The sequence below is a fragment of the Immundisolibacter sp. genome (genome assembly GCF_050250495.1).
GTDB lineage: Bacteria > Pseudomonadota > Gammaproteobacteria > Immundisolibacterales > Immundisolibacteraceae > Immundisolibacter.
Genome location: NZ_JBFWOM010000013.1, coordinates 1 through 16,348 on the forward strand (window position 1 = coordinate 1; position 16,348 = coordinate 16,348).

The following is a 16,348-nucleotide window of genomic DNA, read 5'->3' on the forward strand; positions in this document are numbered from 1 at the left end:
AGGCCGACCTGCAGACGGCGCAGCAGTCGCTCGACCGCTACTTCGACCGCAGCTCGCGGCGTGCGACGTCCGCCAGCGAGCTGCTGCGCCAGGTGGCCATGCAGGCGCGCCAGACCACGCTGCCGCGCCCCGACGACACCCTCGCGGCGCTGGCCACCGCCGCGGCGGGCCGCTGAGCGGGACCGAACCGGCGATGCGCGCGGTCATCTGGTTCGTGCTGCTGTTCGTGGTCGCCGTCGTGGCGGCCACCACGCTCGGCGGCAACGACGGCCTGGTGAGCATCTACTGGGCCGGCCAGCGGCTCGACCTGTCGCTCAACTTCTTCCTGATCCTGCTGGCGGCGCTGTGCTTCGTGCTGGTGACCGTCTTCAACGCGATCAACGCGCTGATCGGCCTGCCGCGGCGGGCCCGCGAATGGCGCGTGTCGCGGCGAGACCGCACCGCCCAGGCCTCGCTGCGCGAGGCGCTGGCGCAGTATTTCGGCGGCCGCTACAGCCGCGCGCAGAAGGCCGCGCAACGCGCGCTGACCATCCAGGCCGATACCCCCGAGCTGGCGCAGGACAACGAGTTCACCGTGCTCGGTCACCTGCTGGCCGCCGGCAGCGCCCACCGCCTGCAGGACCGCGCCGGCCGCGATCGTTCCATCGAGCGCGCCCTCGAGCTGGCGCGGCGCAGCCCGTCGGCGCGCGCTGCCGAGGAGGGCGCGCGGCTGCTGGCGGCCGAATGGGCGCTCGACGACCGCGATGCCGACCGGGCACTAGAACTGCTCGGCGCGCTGCCCACCGGCGTGGCGCGGCGCACCCATGCGCTGCGCCTGCGACTGCAGGCCACGCGGCTGGGCCGCCAGCCGCAGGAGGCGCTGAAGACGGCGCGGCTGCTCGCCAAGCACCAGGGCTTCTCGAGGGAGGCCGCGCAGGGCCTGCTGCGCTCGCTGGCCTTCGAGTCGCTCGACACCGCGCGCGACGCCGAGCAGCTGCGCCGCGTCTGGGCACAGCTCGACGGGCTCGACCGGCGCGATGCCTTCGTCGCCGCGCGTGCGGCCAGCCTCGCCGCAGGCTTCGGCGCCACCGACGAGGCGCGCGGCTGGCTGCGGCCGTTCTGGGATCGGCTCGCCGAGCTGGGCGCCGACGAGCGCGCCGTGCTGGCGCTGGCGCTGGCCGAGTCGGTGCAGGGCCTGGGTGTCGAGTGGCTGCCCAAGCTGGAGGCGGCGGCGCAGGCCTACGGCCGCGAGCCGGCCATGGGCTACGCCGTCGGCATCGCCCTGGCCGACCGCCAGCTGTGGGGCAAGGCACGCCGCCTGCTCGAAGATGCTGCCGCGGACGCCACGCTGCAGCCGGCCGCGCGGCGCAAGGCCTGGCTCACGCTGGCGCGCATTGCCGGCGAGGAGGGCGACGCCGAGCGCGCCGCCCGCGCCTACGAATCCGCCGCGACCCTGGCCTGAGCGGGCGGGCTGCCAAAGCCTGCTATACTGCGCGGCTCGCGCGGCTGTAGCTCAGTTGGATAGAGTACTTGGCTACGAACCAAGGGGTCGTGGGTTCGAATCCTGCCAGCCGCGCCAGAACATCGTTCTAGATCAACGGGTTAGCCCCGCAAGGGCTAACCCGTTTTTCTTTGCTGGGTGACTTTTGGGTGACTTTCGCCCTCCAACGCCACCCGCTTCGCCTCTTCATGCTCGCGCCGCAAGGTCGCCAGGCTCTTGTTCCAGCGGCCTGAGTCTTCCTTGATCTTCTCCAGCGCCGCGTGCAGCTCGACGATCTGCGCCACGCTGTAGTGGCGTGTCATCGATGCGTTGCTGTGCCAGAGGATGTCGGCCACAGTGCTCTCCGGCACGCCCGCTTCGCGCAGGCGCATGCCCACGGTGTGTCGCAGGTCGTGCACGTGCAGGTCGGGCATGCCGGCCTCGCGTCGTGCGCGCTGCCACGCGGTGTTGTGCATCGTCTGGATCGGGCGGTAGGGCATCACCGGGGCGTCGTCGAGGTTCTTCACGCGCTCGCGGCGCCACACGAAGACGAACTCCTCGTGCCTGCCGCGCTGCGATTCGATGATCGACTGCGCCACGCTGTTGCACACCACCACGCGCGGCCGGCGCCGGCCCTTCACGTGCTCCCGCGGCACCTCGAAGACCGAGATGCCGAGCTCCGGCACCTGGATCTCCCAGTCCCAGCGCAGGTTGCAGACCACGTCATCGCGCACACCGGTGTTCAGGTCGAACAACGCCATGCGCGCCAGGTGGTCCGGCAACAGGGGCAGCAGCTTGCGCTGCTGGCCCCAGCTCAGGGGCTGCGGTTCGCGCTGGTGGCCTACCAGCGGCAGCATCGTGATCGCCGGCGCATGCTCCAGCCAGGTCATGCCGTTCTCGTCGCGCCAGGACTTTGCCGCCAGATTCAGGATCCGGCGGACGATGCCCAGCCCGCTGTTCACGGTCTTATGCGAGCGGCCCTGGGCCAGACGTTTCGCAACGTAGGGCGCCAAGGTGCCGTCGTGCACCTGGTTCAACTGGAGATGGCCGATGTGTGGCATCACGCTCTTGAGCCAAGAGGTCTCTGTTTCGATGGATACCTTGTCCTGGAAGATCGTCACGTAGTGCGCCGCGGCCTGATCAAACGTGCGCTTGGGCCGCGCACCGTGAAGCGTCACGGTGCGCAGCTCTTCGAGCTGCTTGATCAGCCAGGCCTGCGCTTCGCCAGCACTTGTGAAACCGCGCTGGCGAAATCGAGTGCCGCGCCAGATCTTGTCGACCTGCCAGGTACCGCCTTCGTCGGGGTGGATCCCCCGTGTTGATCGGCCCATGGTTCAACTCCTTTCTGTGGAATGGGCCGTCCGTTCCTGAGCGCATTCTGCGCCGGCACGGAGGCGGTGGCACTGGGCGCCTCGCCTTGCGAGGCTGCTTTCAGCTCATCGAAGGCGCGGTCGAGGTCGTGTACATCGAAGATCAAGCTGGTGCCCACGCGGATGGGCGTCACCCGGGGTCGGATGTGGCTCTCGAAGCTGCGGCGTTTCAGGCCCAGGTACGCCATGGCCTGCGTGGCGGGCAGGCCGCGGCTCATGCGGATTGCTCCACCGGATCGCCGTCGGGCCTAGGGTTGGCGGCCTGGCCGTTCTTACCCATCGTGCCGACGTAGAACGTGCTGGACCGCAGGCGAGAGTGCCCGAGGCGGATGGCGGTGCGGTAGCGCGCAGCCGCATCGTTCTCCGGGCGCTCCTGCTGCCCGCGCACGGGTGATGGAGCGCCTGTGTCGGCTTCGTAGCCGTCGTTCGCCGACTGATGCCGCAGGCCGTGCGCCGTGACCCCGAGCGCACTGCGCGTGATGCCGAAGCGCCGCAGGACGTTGTAGAAGCGGTTCTCGTTCTGGTACGCCGTGCGACCCGGCTGACCCACGTACCAGCCCTTCGCCACGATGCGCTGGAGCCGCATCAGCAGCTCACGCTGCTCAGGCGTCTGCAGCGGCTCGTCCCGCGGGCGACCGCCCTTCGTGCCTTGAGCGAAGCGCACGAACTCCTCGCACTCAGGGTAGGCCGCGGCGTCACGCTCGAATGCCAGCTCGCGGGGGATCAGCGCCTCGTGCGGCCGAAAGTGACGCGCCTCCTTCGGCCGCGCGCCGAACCGGTGGCAGATCTCCAACTGCAGGCCGACCCAAGGATCGAATGCAGCGACCTCGGCGATCTTGGCGTCGATGTCGACGCCGTGGGCTGTCCAGCTGCGGTCCTCCGCTGCGACTTGCTTGCGGTGAACGTGAGGCGAGTCGGTACCGACGTAGAACGCCACCTCGCGCACCATGCCCGCCCGCCCAATCCAGCCCGCGTAGGTTCGCAGGAAGGACAGGTAGTTGTGGATGCTCGCCGTGGCCATGTCGCGCTCCAGCCAGCGCGCCACCACCGCCTGGACGTGGCGCTGCCTCAGAACGCGCGGGTCGGCGTCGCGGAACTGCGTGTGCGTGCGCAGCTCGTTGAAGAAGCCGAAGTAGAAGGTCTCGCGGTCCTTCATCGTTTTGAACGACACCACCTTGTAGAGCTTGGCGTGCTGGCTGTTGTGCTTCTTCACGATGGCGTCGAGCACGCGCTTCCAGTCACGCGTGCCGATCCGCAGTGAAGCCAGTACCGCGTCGGGGTCGTATCCGTTGGCAGTGCCTCGCAGCACGTACCGACCGCGTTGTTCTGTCTTCGAACCCATATCGATCTCCAAGTAGGTGACCTCGGGAGCCAGCCGAGATCGGAATCCGACCTGGAACACGGCGTTGGGGCGCGCCACGTCGAGGTGTTCCGTCTCGACGGGGCGCGGAGGCGAAGAGTCGTTTCCGCATCCGGCCTGCCTCGGTGCCGTATGGGTTCGTCCAAAGGTGCGGCCCTGCGGGCCGCTGGAGGTCTTAAAAAATCGGAAGCTGCCCGGACGACCACGCGCGTTTCCGCGCGGAGTCATCGATGCGCTCGTGGCGCGGCGACCAGTCCAGCTGGTCATTCAGTGGGCAAGCGAAGGTGATCCCTCGGCTCCTGCTGGACGCGCCCCCTTCCACCGAGGGCGTGCAGGGTCACGGTGGTCTTCAGCCGGCATGCTGCGAAGTACAGCGCGTGCCGGTCGAACGCCCGCAAGGGCAGTGGCCGTGACGAGGGTATTCAGCGGCCGCAACGCGAACACGTTGCGGAGCGTTGCTGCAGCTGCTCGCAGGCAAGCCTGGCAGCACAGCGCATCTCGAGGATGCGGATCAGGGAGATGGATGTGGCCGCGTCTTGCACGGCCGCGTAGTCAAGCTACGCGATGGAAGTGCGGGTCACGACCGCTAACGGCTGCTTCAGCGTCTGAGCGCTCGGTGGCAGCGTCCGGCCTGCTGTTGACATGATGTCCTGCTGCAGGCAGCGCAGGGCTGAGCGAGAGTTGAACGCAATCGTGCGTGTGGTGTCAACAACTCCGAATCTGCGGCGCGGGTTCATGTGGCAGGTTCCGACCCCTTGCGCCGGGCAGCATTGCAATTAGGTGCAACAAGGCGCTGCGCGGCGCTGACGATGCCGCGTTTCCCTCGGCCTTGATCTTCCTATGAGATGCCTCTAGTTGGGCGCGGACGAGGCCCGCAGACTGGGGCGGAGTCGTCCTCCGACGTGTGCGGTAGCAGGGGCGGCTGAACGGTCTGCATCTACGAATGGAAAGTGCCACTCAGGTCGGACATCGGAGGCACGGAACCTCGGCTGAGGCGATCAGAAAACCTCAACGAGACAGAAGATCAGGGCTTCACCGCCAGCTCATCGGCCACGGCCTGAAAGGCCTCCAACGCCGCCTGCAAGTTCTCGACGATCTCGGCTGCGATGACATCGGGCGTCGGCAGGCTGTCCACGTCGTCGAGGCTCTCGTCTTTCAGCCAGAAGATGTCCAGATTCAGCTTGTCGCGCTTCAGCAGTTCATCGACCTCGAACTTCTTGAAGCGCTCGGTCTCGCGCCGCTGGCCCAACTGGCCGACCTGATAGCAGGCCACAAAGTCCTGCAGGTCCTTGGTGTCCAGCGGGTTCTTCTTCAGCGTGAAGTGCAGGTTGGTGCGGAAGTCGTAGATCCACAGCGCCTTGGTGTTCGGCTTGCCGTCGGCGCGCGGGGGGCGCTTGTCGAAGAAAAGCACGTTGGCCTTCACGCCCGGCTTGTAGAAGATGCCGGTGGGCAAGCGCAGCAGGGTGTGGAAGTCGAACTGCTCCAGCAAGCGCCGCCGGATGCCTTCGCCCGCGCTGCCGGCCTCGAACAGCACATTGTCGGGAAGCACCACCCCGGCTCGGCCGTCGCTGCTCATCACCGTCATGATGTGCTGCATGAAGTTGAGCTGCTTGTTGCCGGTGGTGAACTTGAAGTCCTCTCGCTCGTAGTCTTCGCGCTCGGTGTCGACCTCGCCGTCTTCGCCGATCACCTTGTAGCTGCTCTTCTTGCCGAAGGGCGGGTTGGTCAGGATCACGTCGTAGCGCTCGCCGGGGTCGGCGGCCAGCGCGTCGGTGCTTCGGATCGGGCTCTCGCCGTTGCCGATGCCGTGCAGGTAGAGGTTCATCGCGCACAGGCGCACCACCTCGTCGACGATGTCGTTGCCGCTGAAGGTCTGCTCGCGCAGCCTCCGCTGCGCCGTGCGGTCACGCGCCTGTGCGCCGCCGTGCTCCTTCATGTACTCGTAGGCCGACAGCAGAAAGCCGCCGGTGCCGCAGGCCGGGTCGTGCACGGTTTCGCCGATGCGCGGTGCCAGCACATGCACCATGGCCTGGATCAGCGGGCGCGGGGTGAAGTATTGGCCCGCGCCGCTCTTCACTTCGGCGGCATTGCGCTCCAGCAGGCCTTCGTAGATGGCGCCCTTCACGTCCACGCCGATGCCGATCCAGGTCTCGGCGTCGATCAGCGACACCACGCGCTTCAACTTGGCCGGGTCAGTCAGCTTGTTCTGCGCGCCACGGAAGATCGTGCCGATCATGCCCTTCTCGCGGGCCAGCGCTTCCAGCGCATGGCGGTACTGGATCTCCAGGTCGTCGCCAGCCAGCGAGGCCAGCTTGTCCCAGCGCCACGCGGCCGGGATGGTGCTGGGCTCGCCCAGCAGTTCGGCGCGCTCCTGGTCCATCTTCAGGAACAGCAGAAAGGTGATCTGCTCGACGTAGTCGCCGTAGCCGATTCCCTGGTCGCGCAGGACGTGGGCGTAGTTCCAGACCTTGCCCACCAGGGCCGTGTAGTCGTTGCTCATGGGATGTTGGCTGGCGCCGGAGAACAACCGGCGCCCCAAGTCATTGATTTAAAAGGATTAATGTCCGTGGAGCCGGTTGTTATCCCAGGCGGGTGGAAGACAACAGCGGACCCTGCATGCAACGGGCAAGCAGATGGCTGGCTGTTGGGATTGCCTGTGCTGGGTGGCTTTCCGCCCAGACGCAGCATGCCCCACGCCCGAGCCTGCCGAGCGCGGCGAAGCGCCAGGCCGGTGCCGCTGCCCGAGGCTGCGGAAAACAACGAACTCTGTAAGTGGTTGATAAAAAACAGCTTTCCGTGCTAGCCCTGGTTGTTATCCGAGGCTTCGGAAAACAACGAAACGGGCGCCGTTGCGTCCAGGGCCTGCGGCTTGGCGTAGGCCATGTTGCGTTTGGCCCGGCCCGGCAGGGCCACCAGAAGCCCCTGCTCGCGCCAGGCCGTCAGCAGCTTCGAGGCCCGCAGCGTGTCCACGCCGGCGATGCGCACCACGTCGGCATTGGCCACCGTGCCGTGCCGGTCCAGCCAGTCGCTCACCTCGTCCCAGGCGGTCGGGCGTTCGTGGTTCAGCAGTACCACGGTCAGGCTTTCCACGGCCGCATCGGCGTTTTCGCGGTACTGCGGTGGGTAGAGCTTGGCGCGCGCCATCTCGGCAAACATCATCTTCACACCTTCGCCGGCGTCCAGGTTGGGCGGCTGCGGAAAGTCGCGCAGGTTGGCAGCGATGAGGTCGTTGCGGGTCTTCGATCCGGCCCGCCTTATCGTGGCCGGTGTGATGCCCTTGGGTAGCAAGCCCGGGCTTTCGACCTCGATGTGGTCATCGAAAATACGCACGAAGATGTCGCGGTTGAGCCGGTAGTCGCGGTGGACCACCGCGTTGACGATCGCCTCCTTGACTACCCGTTCCGGGTACACGTGGCGAGTGCGAAATCCGCTGCCTGAGAGCGTCACGCCCTGCGCCAGTTCGTCCATCACCAGCTTCACTGCGCGGTCGATCTGGTCGATCAACGGCCCGCGGACCGTTTTCGGCTCCTTGCGCAGGTTCGGCGTGGCGCCCGGCACTTGTGCCTTGCCGTCGTAGACGAACACCCGCACATCGGCCCGCGTGCCGTGTGCGGCCAGCAGGCTTCCCGGCTCGTCTGCAAACAGCAGCACCGCCGCGCGCAGCGGCTGCACCTGGCCATCGATGGCCACGGCCAGGCCGATGTTGAGCAGTTGTTCGGCCAGGTTGCCCGACAGCGGGCCGCGACGCTGAAGGAAACGCTGCCAGGCCTGTGTGTTCAGCCGCTCAAGTGCCACCGGCACCGGCTCGGCGGCGGCGCTGCGGGTGCCCCGGCGGTAGCTCAGTTCGGTGATCTCCTCGGCGGACAGTTCCCGATTGCCCCGGTCCAGCCGTGTGTAGGTGCCGCCCGCCACCAGCGAATGCACCTGGGCACTTCGCTGCACCTGCACCACCAACAGATGGCCGCGCTGGCCCTTGGCCGGCCCGTTGTGCAGAACGCAGGGCAGGCGCAACAGCTGCACGCCGCCCAGCGGCGGCAGGAACTCGGTGCGCAGCTTGCGTACCAGCTCGTCAACGGCCTCGGCGTTCTCCTCCACGCCGAAGACACGTGCCGGCCCCTTGTGTTCCTTCAGGTCGGCCAGGCCCAGCACCAGCAGGCCGCCGTCGGCGTTGGCGAACGCGCACACGGTCTCCAGCGCCTTGCCCACCATCTTGCCGCTGACGCGCTTGAACTCCAACTGCCGCGTCTCATCGGCGGGCAGCCACTGGGCCACGAACTTGACGCCAGTCTCGTCGGGCAGGGCGAGGATGCTCATGCCGCTGCCTTTCGGCGGCGCCCACGTGCACCGATGGGGATCCCGGTGGACTCGGTGGCTATCCGGGCGAGCAGAGCACTGGCGGGCTCGTCGCTCGGATCATGGGGGGCGAGTTGGCCAGAGAAAGCTGCCTTGAGAACAGCTTGTCGCAAGTTGGCCGATGCCCGCCTTTGGGCGGCAAGCTCAGTGAGATATTTGTCGACTACAGAAAGCGCGTCCTCGGCGCGACTCACTACCTCAACTGCCTCTTCATGTGACATTAGGGGAACGGGTACGCTCTTTAGTTTGCTAAGGCTTAGTGAAGCAAGGTTAGTGGTCTGCTTGCCCATGTCCATGAATAGGCGCTTGCCGAGCACATTGCAGAACCACGAGATCAACTTGTTCCAAGGTCCTGGCGAGTAAAGCCGCGCCCTGAACACGTGGTTCTGGTGAATGCATATCGGCAACTCTTCTTGCCACAACCACCCGCGGCCCAGCTTATCAATGTCACCGCCTTCGTTGAAGAGAATGTCGCCGGGCTGCAATCGAAGTTGTTCGATTCGCTCACGCGGAGCCACGATAGTCTTGACCTCCGAAAGGTCAAGGTAGCCGCGCTGGACGTTTGCCACACGCAGATAGGGAACTTCGTCGCAGCCGTCAGGAGATCGCTTTTGGTCCACCGTGATGCCGCCGACGACATCGGCCAGAGAGTCGAGCGAGGTCCATGTCCATGACGAAGGAAGCTCCGGAAGCTCGTCGACCTTCGCCATTGGAAGCGGTAGAGACCTTCGCCCGAAACGTGCTCGTGAATCGTCGAACCGTTGAAGCGCACCCGAGGCAGATGCAATTGGGTTTCGCTCACGCCATTCGCGAGTGAGCTCGCCGGTGACCGCGGACCTAAGAATGGATTGTCGATAGCGCTCTGCCAGCCTCTGTGCACGGTCTAGTGCGCGCCCGCCGTCCTCGATCTCGCTGAACAATTCGTCAATCTTTGACGCGACAGCTACTTGGGTCCTTGGCCCGGGAACTGAAATGGGGTGATCCAGGATGTGCGACTTGCTCAGTCCAGGAATATCGCCCCGTGCACGTCCGATGACGTCTTGGATCGAGAACTGAAGCGCTCGATAGACAAAGCGGAAGTCGATCTCTGGGTGAGGCTCAAATGCATAGATGTCGCGGCCAATGGCGGCATCGATGCCCGGGAACAAGGTACCAACGCCGCTGCCCTTGACCGTGATGAAGACAGAGCGAGCAGGAGCAAGTCGCGCCGGCGCGGTCGTCCACTTTGAGCGATGGACGACCACGCCGTCCCAGTGTTCCGGGCCGCTAACGTAGGTCACGCCTGAACCATCGCCGTTCACATGTGCAGACTTCGGAGACTGGCCGCAATGCAGTGCACCAAGCGCGCCGACGGTCGTCCGGCACCAAGCCGTCTCCATCCCGGGGCTGACTTCAAGGTTCAGGGTCATGCCACCAACGCCTCGCTCAACTCGTCCAGCATCCCGTTCAACTCCGTTCCAAACAATCGCCGCGCCGCCACCACTCCGCCCCAGTCGCTGAACGGCTGGTCGCGCATCAAATCGGTCGGCGCAATTTCCACGTTTGTTGCCAGGTAGTCCTTGATCGCCTTCAGCCACGCCAACTGCTCATCGCTGAAATTCTTGCCCGCCTTGATCTGCCGTCCGATCCACAGGTTGAAGCGCTGCTCCACGCGCGCTGCGTGCGGCTCCAGCGCGTCGGCCTGGCCGGTGGCGAAGCGCACCAGGCTGATCAGGTCGGTCAGCACCTTGTCGCTGGGCGCGCCGCGCACCAGCGCCGCGTTCAGCCGCTTGTAGGCCTGCCACACATCGGCCGTGGTCAGGTGGTGCGGCGGGTCGGCCAGCTTGGCCGCCAGTTCGCGAATGCTGGTGTAGGTGAGGCGGCGCTTGGGGTACGGCTGGCTATAGAGGATCTGCAAGGCCAGCAACTCATTCTTGTGCGTCTCGATGAAGGCCTTGAACGACGTGGTGCGTTTCTCGGCTTGGCCCTTGTCGTACTCGGCCACCTGCAGCAGGTCGAGCGTGCCCTCGTCGATGACGATATCGGTTTTCTTCTTGATGGCCTTGATCAGGTTCCGTAAATCGGGGTCGTCCAGAGGCGCGCAGGCGTTGTCGCGCAGGTCGGCCTCGACGGTCTTCACCTGCGCGGCGGTGGCGGTCTCCACACTGCCGTGGCGCTGGATCACTGCGGCGTCGATGACCTCGGGCGTGATCGCGTCCAGCAGGCCGCGGGCCAACGCCTTCAGGCTCTGTCCCTTGGCGGCATGTTGGATGCGCTGGCGGTCTTCGGTATCGATCTGCCGGTCCAGCGCCGCCAGGCGTGCGGCCAATGAAGACAGCGCGTTCTCGTCGCGCCGGCCCTGCGCGATCTGGTCGATCAGCTTGTCGAAGGGCACGGTGCGCTTGCGCTCCATGGGCTGCGACAAGGTCTTCTTGCCCTCGGTGACGCCCACAGCGTCGATCAGCACGAAGCGGGTCTTGGTCTGCGCGTCCGGCGTCACCTGCTGCAGGCTGGCATCGTGGATGGTGCGCACGCCGCGGCCCTTCATCTGCTCGAAGTAGCTTTCGCTCTTCACGTCGCGCATGAAGATCAGGCACTCCACCGGCTTGATGTCGGTGCCGGTGGCGATCATGTCCACCGTAACGGCGATGCGCGGGAACGGGTCGACGCGAAAGGCCTTGATCAGCTCCTTGGGCTTCTCGCTGGTCTGGTAGGTGATCTTCTTGGCGAAGTCGTTGCCCTGGCCGAAGACTTCCCAGCAGGCTTTGACGATCTCTTCGGCGTGGTTGTCGTCCTTCGCGAAGATCAGCGTCTTGGGTACCCACTGGCCGCTGCGGCCGGGGAACAGTTCCGTGAAGAGCTTCTCGCGGTACGTCTGCAGCACCAGGCGGATCTGGTCCGGTACGGTCACCGAGGCGTCGAGATCCTGCCGCACGTAGGGCAGGTCGGCATCGAGCTGCTTGTAGCGCAGCGCCCGAGTGCGGCGGTCGCGTACGGGCACGTGATAGCTCGCATCCACCGTGCCGCCCTGCTCCGTCACCTGCGTGCGGATGCGGTAGACCTCGAAGCCGACGTTCACGCCATCTACCACCGATTGCTCGTACGGATACTCGGCCACCAAGTTGCGCTGAAAGAAGCCCAACGTATGCGCAGACGGTGTGGCGGTCAGGCCGATGAGGTGGGCGTCGAAGTACTCCAGCACCTGGCGCCACAGGCCGTAGATGGAGCGGTGGCATTCGTCGGTGACGATGACATCGAAGTGCTCGATCGGGATTGCCGGGTTGTAGACCACGGGGCGCAAGTCGCCCTCATCGTCCGAGGCGGCATCGCTCCAGGTCTCGAACGCCGAACCTTCCTCGTCGGCCTCGTCCAATTCCTCGCCGCGCAGCATGGCGTACAGCCGCTGGATGGTGGTGATCACCACCTTGGCGTCCGGATCGATGCGATTGCCGTGCAGGTGCTGGACGATGTAGGTCTTGTCGAACTTGTGCGCGGCGCCGGGCGGGTCGAAGTTCTGGTACTCCCTAAACGTCTGGTCGCCCAGGTTGTTGCGGTCCACCAGGAACAGGATGCGCTTCGCCTTGGCATGCTTGAGCAGCCGCCAGCTGAAGTTGCAGGCGGTGAAGGTCTTGCCGGCCCCCGTGGCCATCTGGACAAGCGAGCGCGGGCGGTCGTCGGCCAGAGAGGTTTCCAGGCCGGTGATGGCATCGATCTGGCAGTCACGCAGGCCTGCCGCCTCCAGCGGCGGCATCTGGCGAAGGCGACCGCGCAGCGTGTCGGACTCCTTCAGCCAACCATGCAGCGTCGCTGGCTGGTGGAAGGCGAAGACGCGGCGCGAGCGAGGCTTAGGATCGCGGGTGTCGCGGAAGTAGGTTTCGTCGCCGGTGGACTCGTAGTCGAACACCAAGCGATCGGCCCATCGAGCCAGGTGGTCTGGCAGGTCCTGCATGTAGCGCGCGGCCTGCTCGGCCACGCCGCTGAGCGTGACACCTGCCTTCTTCGCCTCGATCACGCCGCAGGCCTTGCCGCCGACGAACAACAGGTAGTCGCACGGACCGCTCGGCAGGGGGAACTCGCGCACCGCGACGCCTTCGGATGCATGGCGGTTGAAGTCCGCCATGACCTGGACCGTCCACCCTGCGGCCACCAACAGCGAATCGATCGCGGCTCGGGCTTGGGCTTCGGGTGTGACGGCCATGGCGAGCGAACTCAGCGTGCCTTGCGCTTGGCGGGCCCGGTCGTCGATCGGCGGTCGACTTCGGTGTCATCGAGCGACATGCCGAGGTACGCGGCCAAAGCCAGGCGAAGCACCTCGGAACGCGAAGGGATCGACCCCAGCGACGCGCGAAGCTCGATGCGCTTCTCGTCGATGGCACGTTCGAGCTGCTCGCTGACTCGGAGGTTGAGCTGGGCGCGGGTCATGGGCGGGTCGCCGGAGTGTAGCCTGCGAGAAACGCGTATTGATAGACAAATAATCTGCACGGAACTGTCTGAACTACGCGTCGCCGCAGGCGTATCGGCCATATTCGCGACCAAGAAAGCCAGTACGCCTTGCCTATCCCGGCCCCTCGACAATAGATGGAACGAACGCTTGGCACAGACCATTGCCAGGACGCCCATGCCTGTCTTCACTCGCCGTCGGCTGCAAAGCATGCTGGACGATCTGTCTGACCGGATGGATCTTGCCAAGCTCAGCGACCTGCGTGCTCGCCTCGAAAGCAAGCGGGTCGATCAGGCGCTGCCAGCGGAAATGGAGCTCGGCGTTCTGTGGGCACTGTCAAAGCTCGGCGAGGTCGAGATTGAGCCAGAGTGGTTCGGCGCGCGGCGACCAGATGCCTAATCGGAGTTCCTGTTCGCGCCGTCACCGTGCGCTGTGGAAGTGACCGCCATCTCCGATGCGCGCTTGTCGCAAGAGGATGAGATGCGCCGCATCTCGGCGCGGTTATGCGAGTTTGCGAACACGGTGCGGAAGAGCTACGGCAGACATCTGCATTTCACCTTCGCCGAGGAGAGCGGCTATACCCCAGAGGGCTACGTCCGCCGTCGAAGGATCGATCGCGACTTCGTCCCCGATGAGGCGACCAATCTGGCCCTCAAGAAGTGGCTCGAGACAACGGATCGGAGTTCCCCCCTCGAAGTAACGCAGGGCAACACGCACTTCGTGGTGAGGTGGCACGCGATACGCCAGCATGCGCTGAGCAACTTTTTCAGTTCGATGCCGGCCGAAGCCTACTCGGTGGAAGACAACCCGCTCTTCGAGGCTCTGACCGAGAAGAGGCGGCAGCTGAGCATCCCCGGTTTCCAGGGACTGCGTTGCATCGTGGTTGCCGATGCCGGTGCTCGAATGCTTCGTGATCTGAATCCAAGCATGCGCTCCATAGGCGCCCTGACCGGCCGGCAGATCATCGAGCACTTTCTGCGCAAGGCGGAAGGTGGGGTCGATGCGGTCCTCGTCTTGTCCCCACGTCGTGAATCATCGACGTGGGATTGGACGAGGGAGAAGAAGCTATGGCGTGCCGACTTGCTGGCACGACCTGGAATGTTGCTCGACCAGCGTGGGGTTGCGGACTTGGTCGCGCACCTGCCGCTCCCTCGCTTCGAAGGCTCTCAGGCGCGCTCGCTCCAGCAACAGGCGCTATACAGGCACGATGCGCGTGGCTGGTATCTGGGAACACACATCACCTCAACGAGGTCGGCGATGACGATCAAGATTTCGGCGCGTGCGCTGATGGACCTGCTGGCCGGTCGCATCACGCTGGCGCAGTTCCAGCACTTCACTGGCTTGGAGGACAAGCCCAACCAGCGGAACATCTTCGCCCATCGACTGAACCAAGGCGACATCTTGTCCGCCATCGAGATAGAGCCGGGCGGAATCGACAAGGATGATGACCTGTTGGTGGTCCACTTCAAGCACGATCCGTCTGCAGCCCCGTTGAAGGTCAGCGTGGTGGACCCGGAGGGAGATTGAACGTGAGTGCCGAGCGCGAGAGTCGTTCCGGTCTCGGACCAAGTTCCGCCGGATCCGCCGACAATGCCGAACCCGCGGATGGGCTCCGGAACCTGCACGAGCTTTCCCTGCCAGATGTGCGAATGCGCTATGTGTCCGTGCGCGTCGGCCCAATGGTCCGACCGCTGGAGCAGAGCGATCGGTACGAGGCGATAGCCGATTTGCGGCTGGTCGATCGGGTGCCGGAGCAAGTTCAGGTCCACTACGACACGGCGCGAAACCTGTACCTGTATGCGTGGCACGTCTACCGTTTTCATGTCGTCGCGGAGCATCAAGCATTGGCGTCGCTGGAAATGGCGCTTCGTCTCGCCTTGGGGCAACGCGGAATCGTCGATGGCGAGGGGGCCTTCGTTGATCCATCAACGCAGGGCTCGAAGAAGCGAAGCTCTCGGCCCGCAGGCCTGTCTCAGCTCATGTCGATGGCAGCGAGGCTCGGAATCATCACCAACGATGGCCTGACACGCAGAGCGCAGTGGGCCCAGCGGCTGGCCGAGGAGCGCCTCAGCATTGAGCACATTCAGTTCATGGAACGGAATGACTTGGATCGAATGGACCTGCCCGACACCCCGGCCATTCCAACCGCCGAAGAGCTTGCGCTCGACTGGCTGCAGCAGTTCGTCGAGGGTCTGCCGAGATTGCGGAACGAGTACGCGCACGGAAGCCAGATGCTGCATGCCAACGTCTTGCGAACCATTCAAATCGTCTGCGACCTGATCAACCAGATTTGGTCGGATGACAAGGTGAACGCAGGCAGCGGTTGAAGCGGCCGAGCTGTGATTGATAAAGGACGTTATCAATCACAGCGCCTTCGACGCCCATGCTCGTCTCTGCTCAGCTTGAACTTCTGCCGGCCGCGTCCGTGCCGGCGCTGCTGGCGCCCGATGCCCGCGCCAAGGCGCGCACGCTGGAGTTTTTCACCGCGCACATCCGCAATCCGAACACGCGCAAAGCCTACGCGCGGGCCGGGCAGCACTTCGCCGACTGGTGCGCGCGCTTCGGCATCGACGACATCCGCCAGGTGCAGCCCGTTCATGTCGCGCTGTACGTCGAGCAACTCGACCTGGCCGCGCCCTCGGTGAAGCAGCGCCTGGCGGCACTGCGCTCGCTGTTCGACTGGCTGGTGGTGGGGCAGGTGATGCCGATCAACCCGGCGGCGGCGGTGCGCGGGCCGCGGTACTCGGTGAAGACTGGCAAGACGCCCGTGCTGTCGGCGAGCGAGGTGCGCGAACTCGTCGAGTCGATCGACGCAGTGTCGTTGGTGGGCATGCGCGACCGGGCCTTGATCGGGACCATGGTCTACACCTTCGCGCGCGTCGGCGCGGTCACTCGTCTGCGTGTCGAGGATGTCTACACCCAGCGGCGACGCCTGTGGTTGCGGCTGGACGAGAAGGGCGGCAAGCGCCACGAGATGCCGTGCCACCACAGGCTGGAGGAGTGGCTGTACGACTACCTGGAGGCCGCCGGCATCGCCGACGATCCGGGCGGACCGCTTTTCAGGTCGGCGCGGGCCGCCACCGACACGCTGACGTCGCGGTCGATGTCGCAGGCAGATGTGTTCCGAATGATCCGGCGGCGCGCGGAAGCCGCCGGCATCGCGACGGCCATCGGGTGTCACTCGTTCCGCGCGACCGGCATCACCGAGTACCTCTTGAACGGCGGCAAGCTGGAGATCGCGCAGCAGATGGCCAACCACGAGTCGTCGCGCACGACGAGCCTGTACGACCGGCGCGGTGACCAAATCAAGTTGGACGAGGTGGAGCGGATCGGCATCTGAGTGATTTCCGGGCCACCGGCGAGTGGCTTGCGCGACCCTTGAAGTG

Annotated in this window: 12 protein-coding genes and 1 tRNA gene; 6 read left to right on the forward strand and 7 right to left on the reverse strand. The window is 65.3% G+C overall.

Annotated elements, in window-relative coordinates; all coding sequences use genetic code 11:
* Positions 1 to 193: 193 nt before the first annotated feature.
* Positions 194 to 1,441, forward strand: a complete 1,248-nt coding sequence (locus AB7F93_RS09720) for a heme biosynthesis HemY N-terminal domain-containing protein (protein WP_428302708.1) — start codon at positions 194 to 196, stop codon at positions 1,439 to 1,441.
* A 40-nt stretch (positions 1,442 to 1,481) separates the two neighbouring features.
* A tRNA-Arg gene (locus AB7F93_RS09725) sits at positions 1,482 to 1,558 on the forward strand.
* 38 nt (positions 1,559 to 1,596) lie between these two features.
* On the opposite strand, the gene AB7F93_RS09730 is transcribed toward AB7F93_RS09725, so the two are convergent.
* The 7 genes from AB7F93_RS09730 to AB7F93_RS09760 form a co-directional block, all read right to left on the reverse strand.
* The gene (locus AB7F93_RS09730) at positions 1,597 to 2,790 is read right to left on the reverse strand and encodes a tyrosine-type recombinase/integrase (protein ID WP_428302709.1); all 1,194 of its coding nucleotides are present in this window, start codon (positions 2,788 to 2,790) and stop codon (positions 1,597 to 1,599) included.
* 253 nt (positions 2,791 to 3,043) lie between these two features.
* Positions 3,044 to 4,249: a phage integrase N-terminal domain-containing protein gene (locus AB7F93_RS09735; protein WP_428302710.1), complete on the reverse strand. Its 1,206-nt coding sequence runs from the start codon at positions 4,247 to 4,249 to the stop codon at positions 3,044 to 3,046.
* A 964-nt stretch (positions 4,250 to 5,213) separates the two neighbouring features.
* The gene (locus AB7F93_RS09740; RefSeq protein WP_428302711.1) at positions 5,214 to 6,689 is read right to left on the reverse strand and encodes an N-6 DNA methylase; all 1,476 of its coding nucleotides are present in this window, start codon (positions 6,687 to 6,689) and stop codon (positions 5,214 to 5,216) included.
* Between the two features lie 299 nt (positions 6,690 to 6,988).
* Complete coding sequence (locus AB7F93_RS09745; protein ID WP_428302712.1) at positions 6,989 to 8,503, reverse strand: ATP-binding protein; 1,515 nt, start codon at positions 8,501 to 8,503, stop codon at positions 6,989 to 6,991.
* Complete coding sequence (locus AB7F93_RS09750; RefSeq protein WP_428302713.1) at positions 8,500 to 9,951, reverse strand: hypothetical protein; 1,452 nt, start codon at positions 9,949 to 9,951, stop codon at positions 8,500 to 8,502. Before AB7F93_RS09750 ends, AB7F93_RS09745 begins: the two co-directional genes overlap by 4 nt.
* A complete protein-coding gene (locus AB7F93_RS09755; RefSeq protein ID WP_428302714.1) occupies positions 9,948 to 12,719 on the reverse strand; it encodes a type I restriction-modification enzyme R subunit C-terminal domain-containing protein in 2,772 nt (923 codons plus the stop codon). The genes AB7F93_RS09750 and AB7F93_RS09755 overlap by 4 nt, the downstream gene beginning before the upstream one ends.
* Before the next feature lie 11 nt (positions 12,720 to 12,730).
* Positions 12,731 to 12,943 carry a hypothetical protein gene (locus AB7F93_RS09760; protein WP_428302715.1) on the reverse strand — a complete coding sequence of 71 codons (213 nt, stop codon included), beginning with the start codon at positions 12,941 to 12,943 and terminating at the stop codon, positions 12,731 to 12,733.
* 229 nt (positions 12,944 to 13,172) lie between these two features.
* Between AB7F93_RS09760 and AB7F93_RS09765 the strand changes: the two genes are divergently transcribed.
* From AB7F93_RS09765 to AB7F93_RS09780, 4 genes are read left to right on the forward strand one after another with little or no spacing between them, the layout of a single operon-like run.
* Positions 13,173 to 13,361 carry a hypothetical protein gene (locus AB7F93_RS09765; RefSeq protein WP_428302716.1) on the forward strand — a complete coding sequence of 63 codons (189 nt, stop codon included), beginning with the start codon at positions 13,173 to 13,175 and terminating at the stop codon, positions 13,359 to 13,361.
* 33 nt (positions 13,362 to 13,394) lie between these two features.
* Positions 13,395 to 14,489, forward strand: a complete 1,095-nt coding sequence (locus tag AB7F93_RS09770; protein WP_428302717.1) for a hypothetical protein — start codon at positions 13,395 to 13,397, stop codon at positions 14,487 to 14,489.
* Positions 14,490 to 14,491: 2 nt separating this feature from the next.
* Positions 14,492 to 15,289: a hypothetical protein gene (locus AB7F93_RS09775; protein WP_428302718.1), complete on the forward strand. Its 798-nt coding sequence runs from the start codon at positions 14,492 to 14,494 to the stop codon at positions 15,287 to 15,289.
* Positions 15,290 to 15,345: 56 nt separating this feature from the next.
* Positions 15,346 to 16,302, forward strand: a complete 957-nt coding sequence (locus AB7F93_RS09780) for a tyrosine-type recombinase/integrase (RefSeq protein WP_428302719.1) — start codon at positions 15,346 to 15,348, stop codon at positions 16,300 to 16,302.
* Positions 16,303 to 16,348 lie beyond the last annotated feature (46 nt).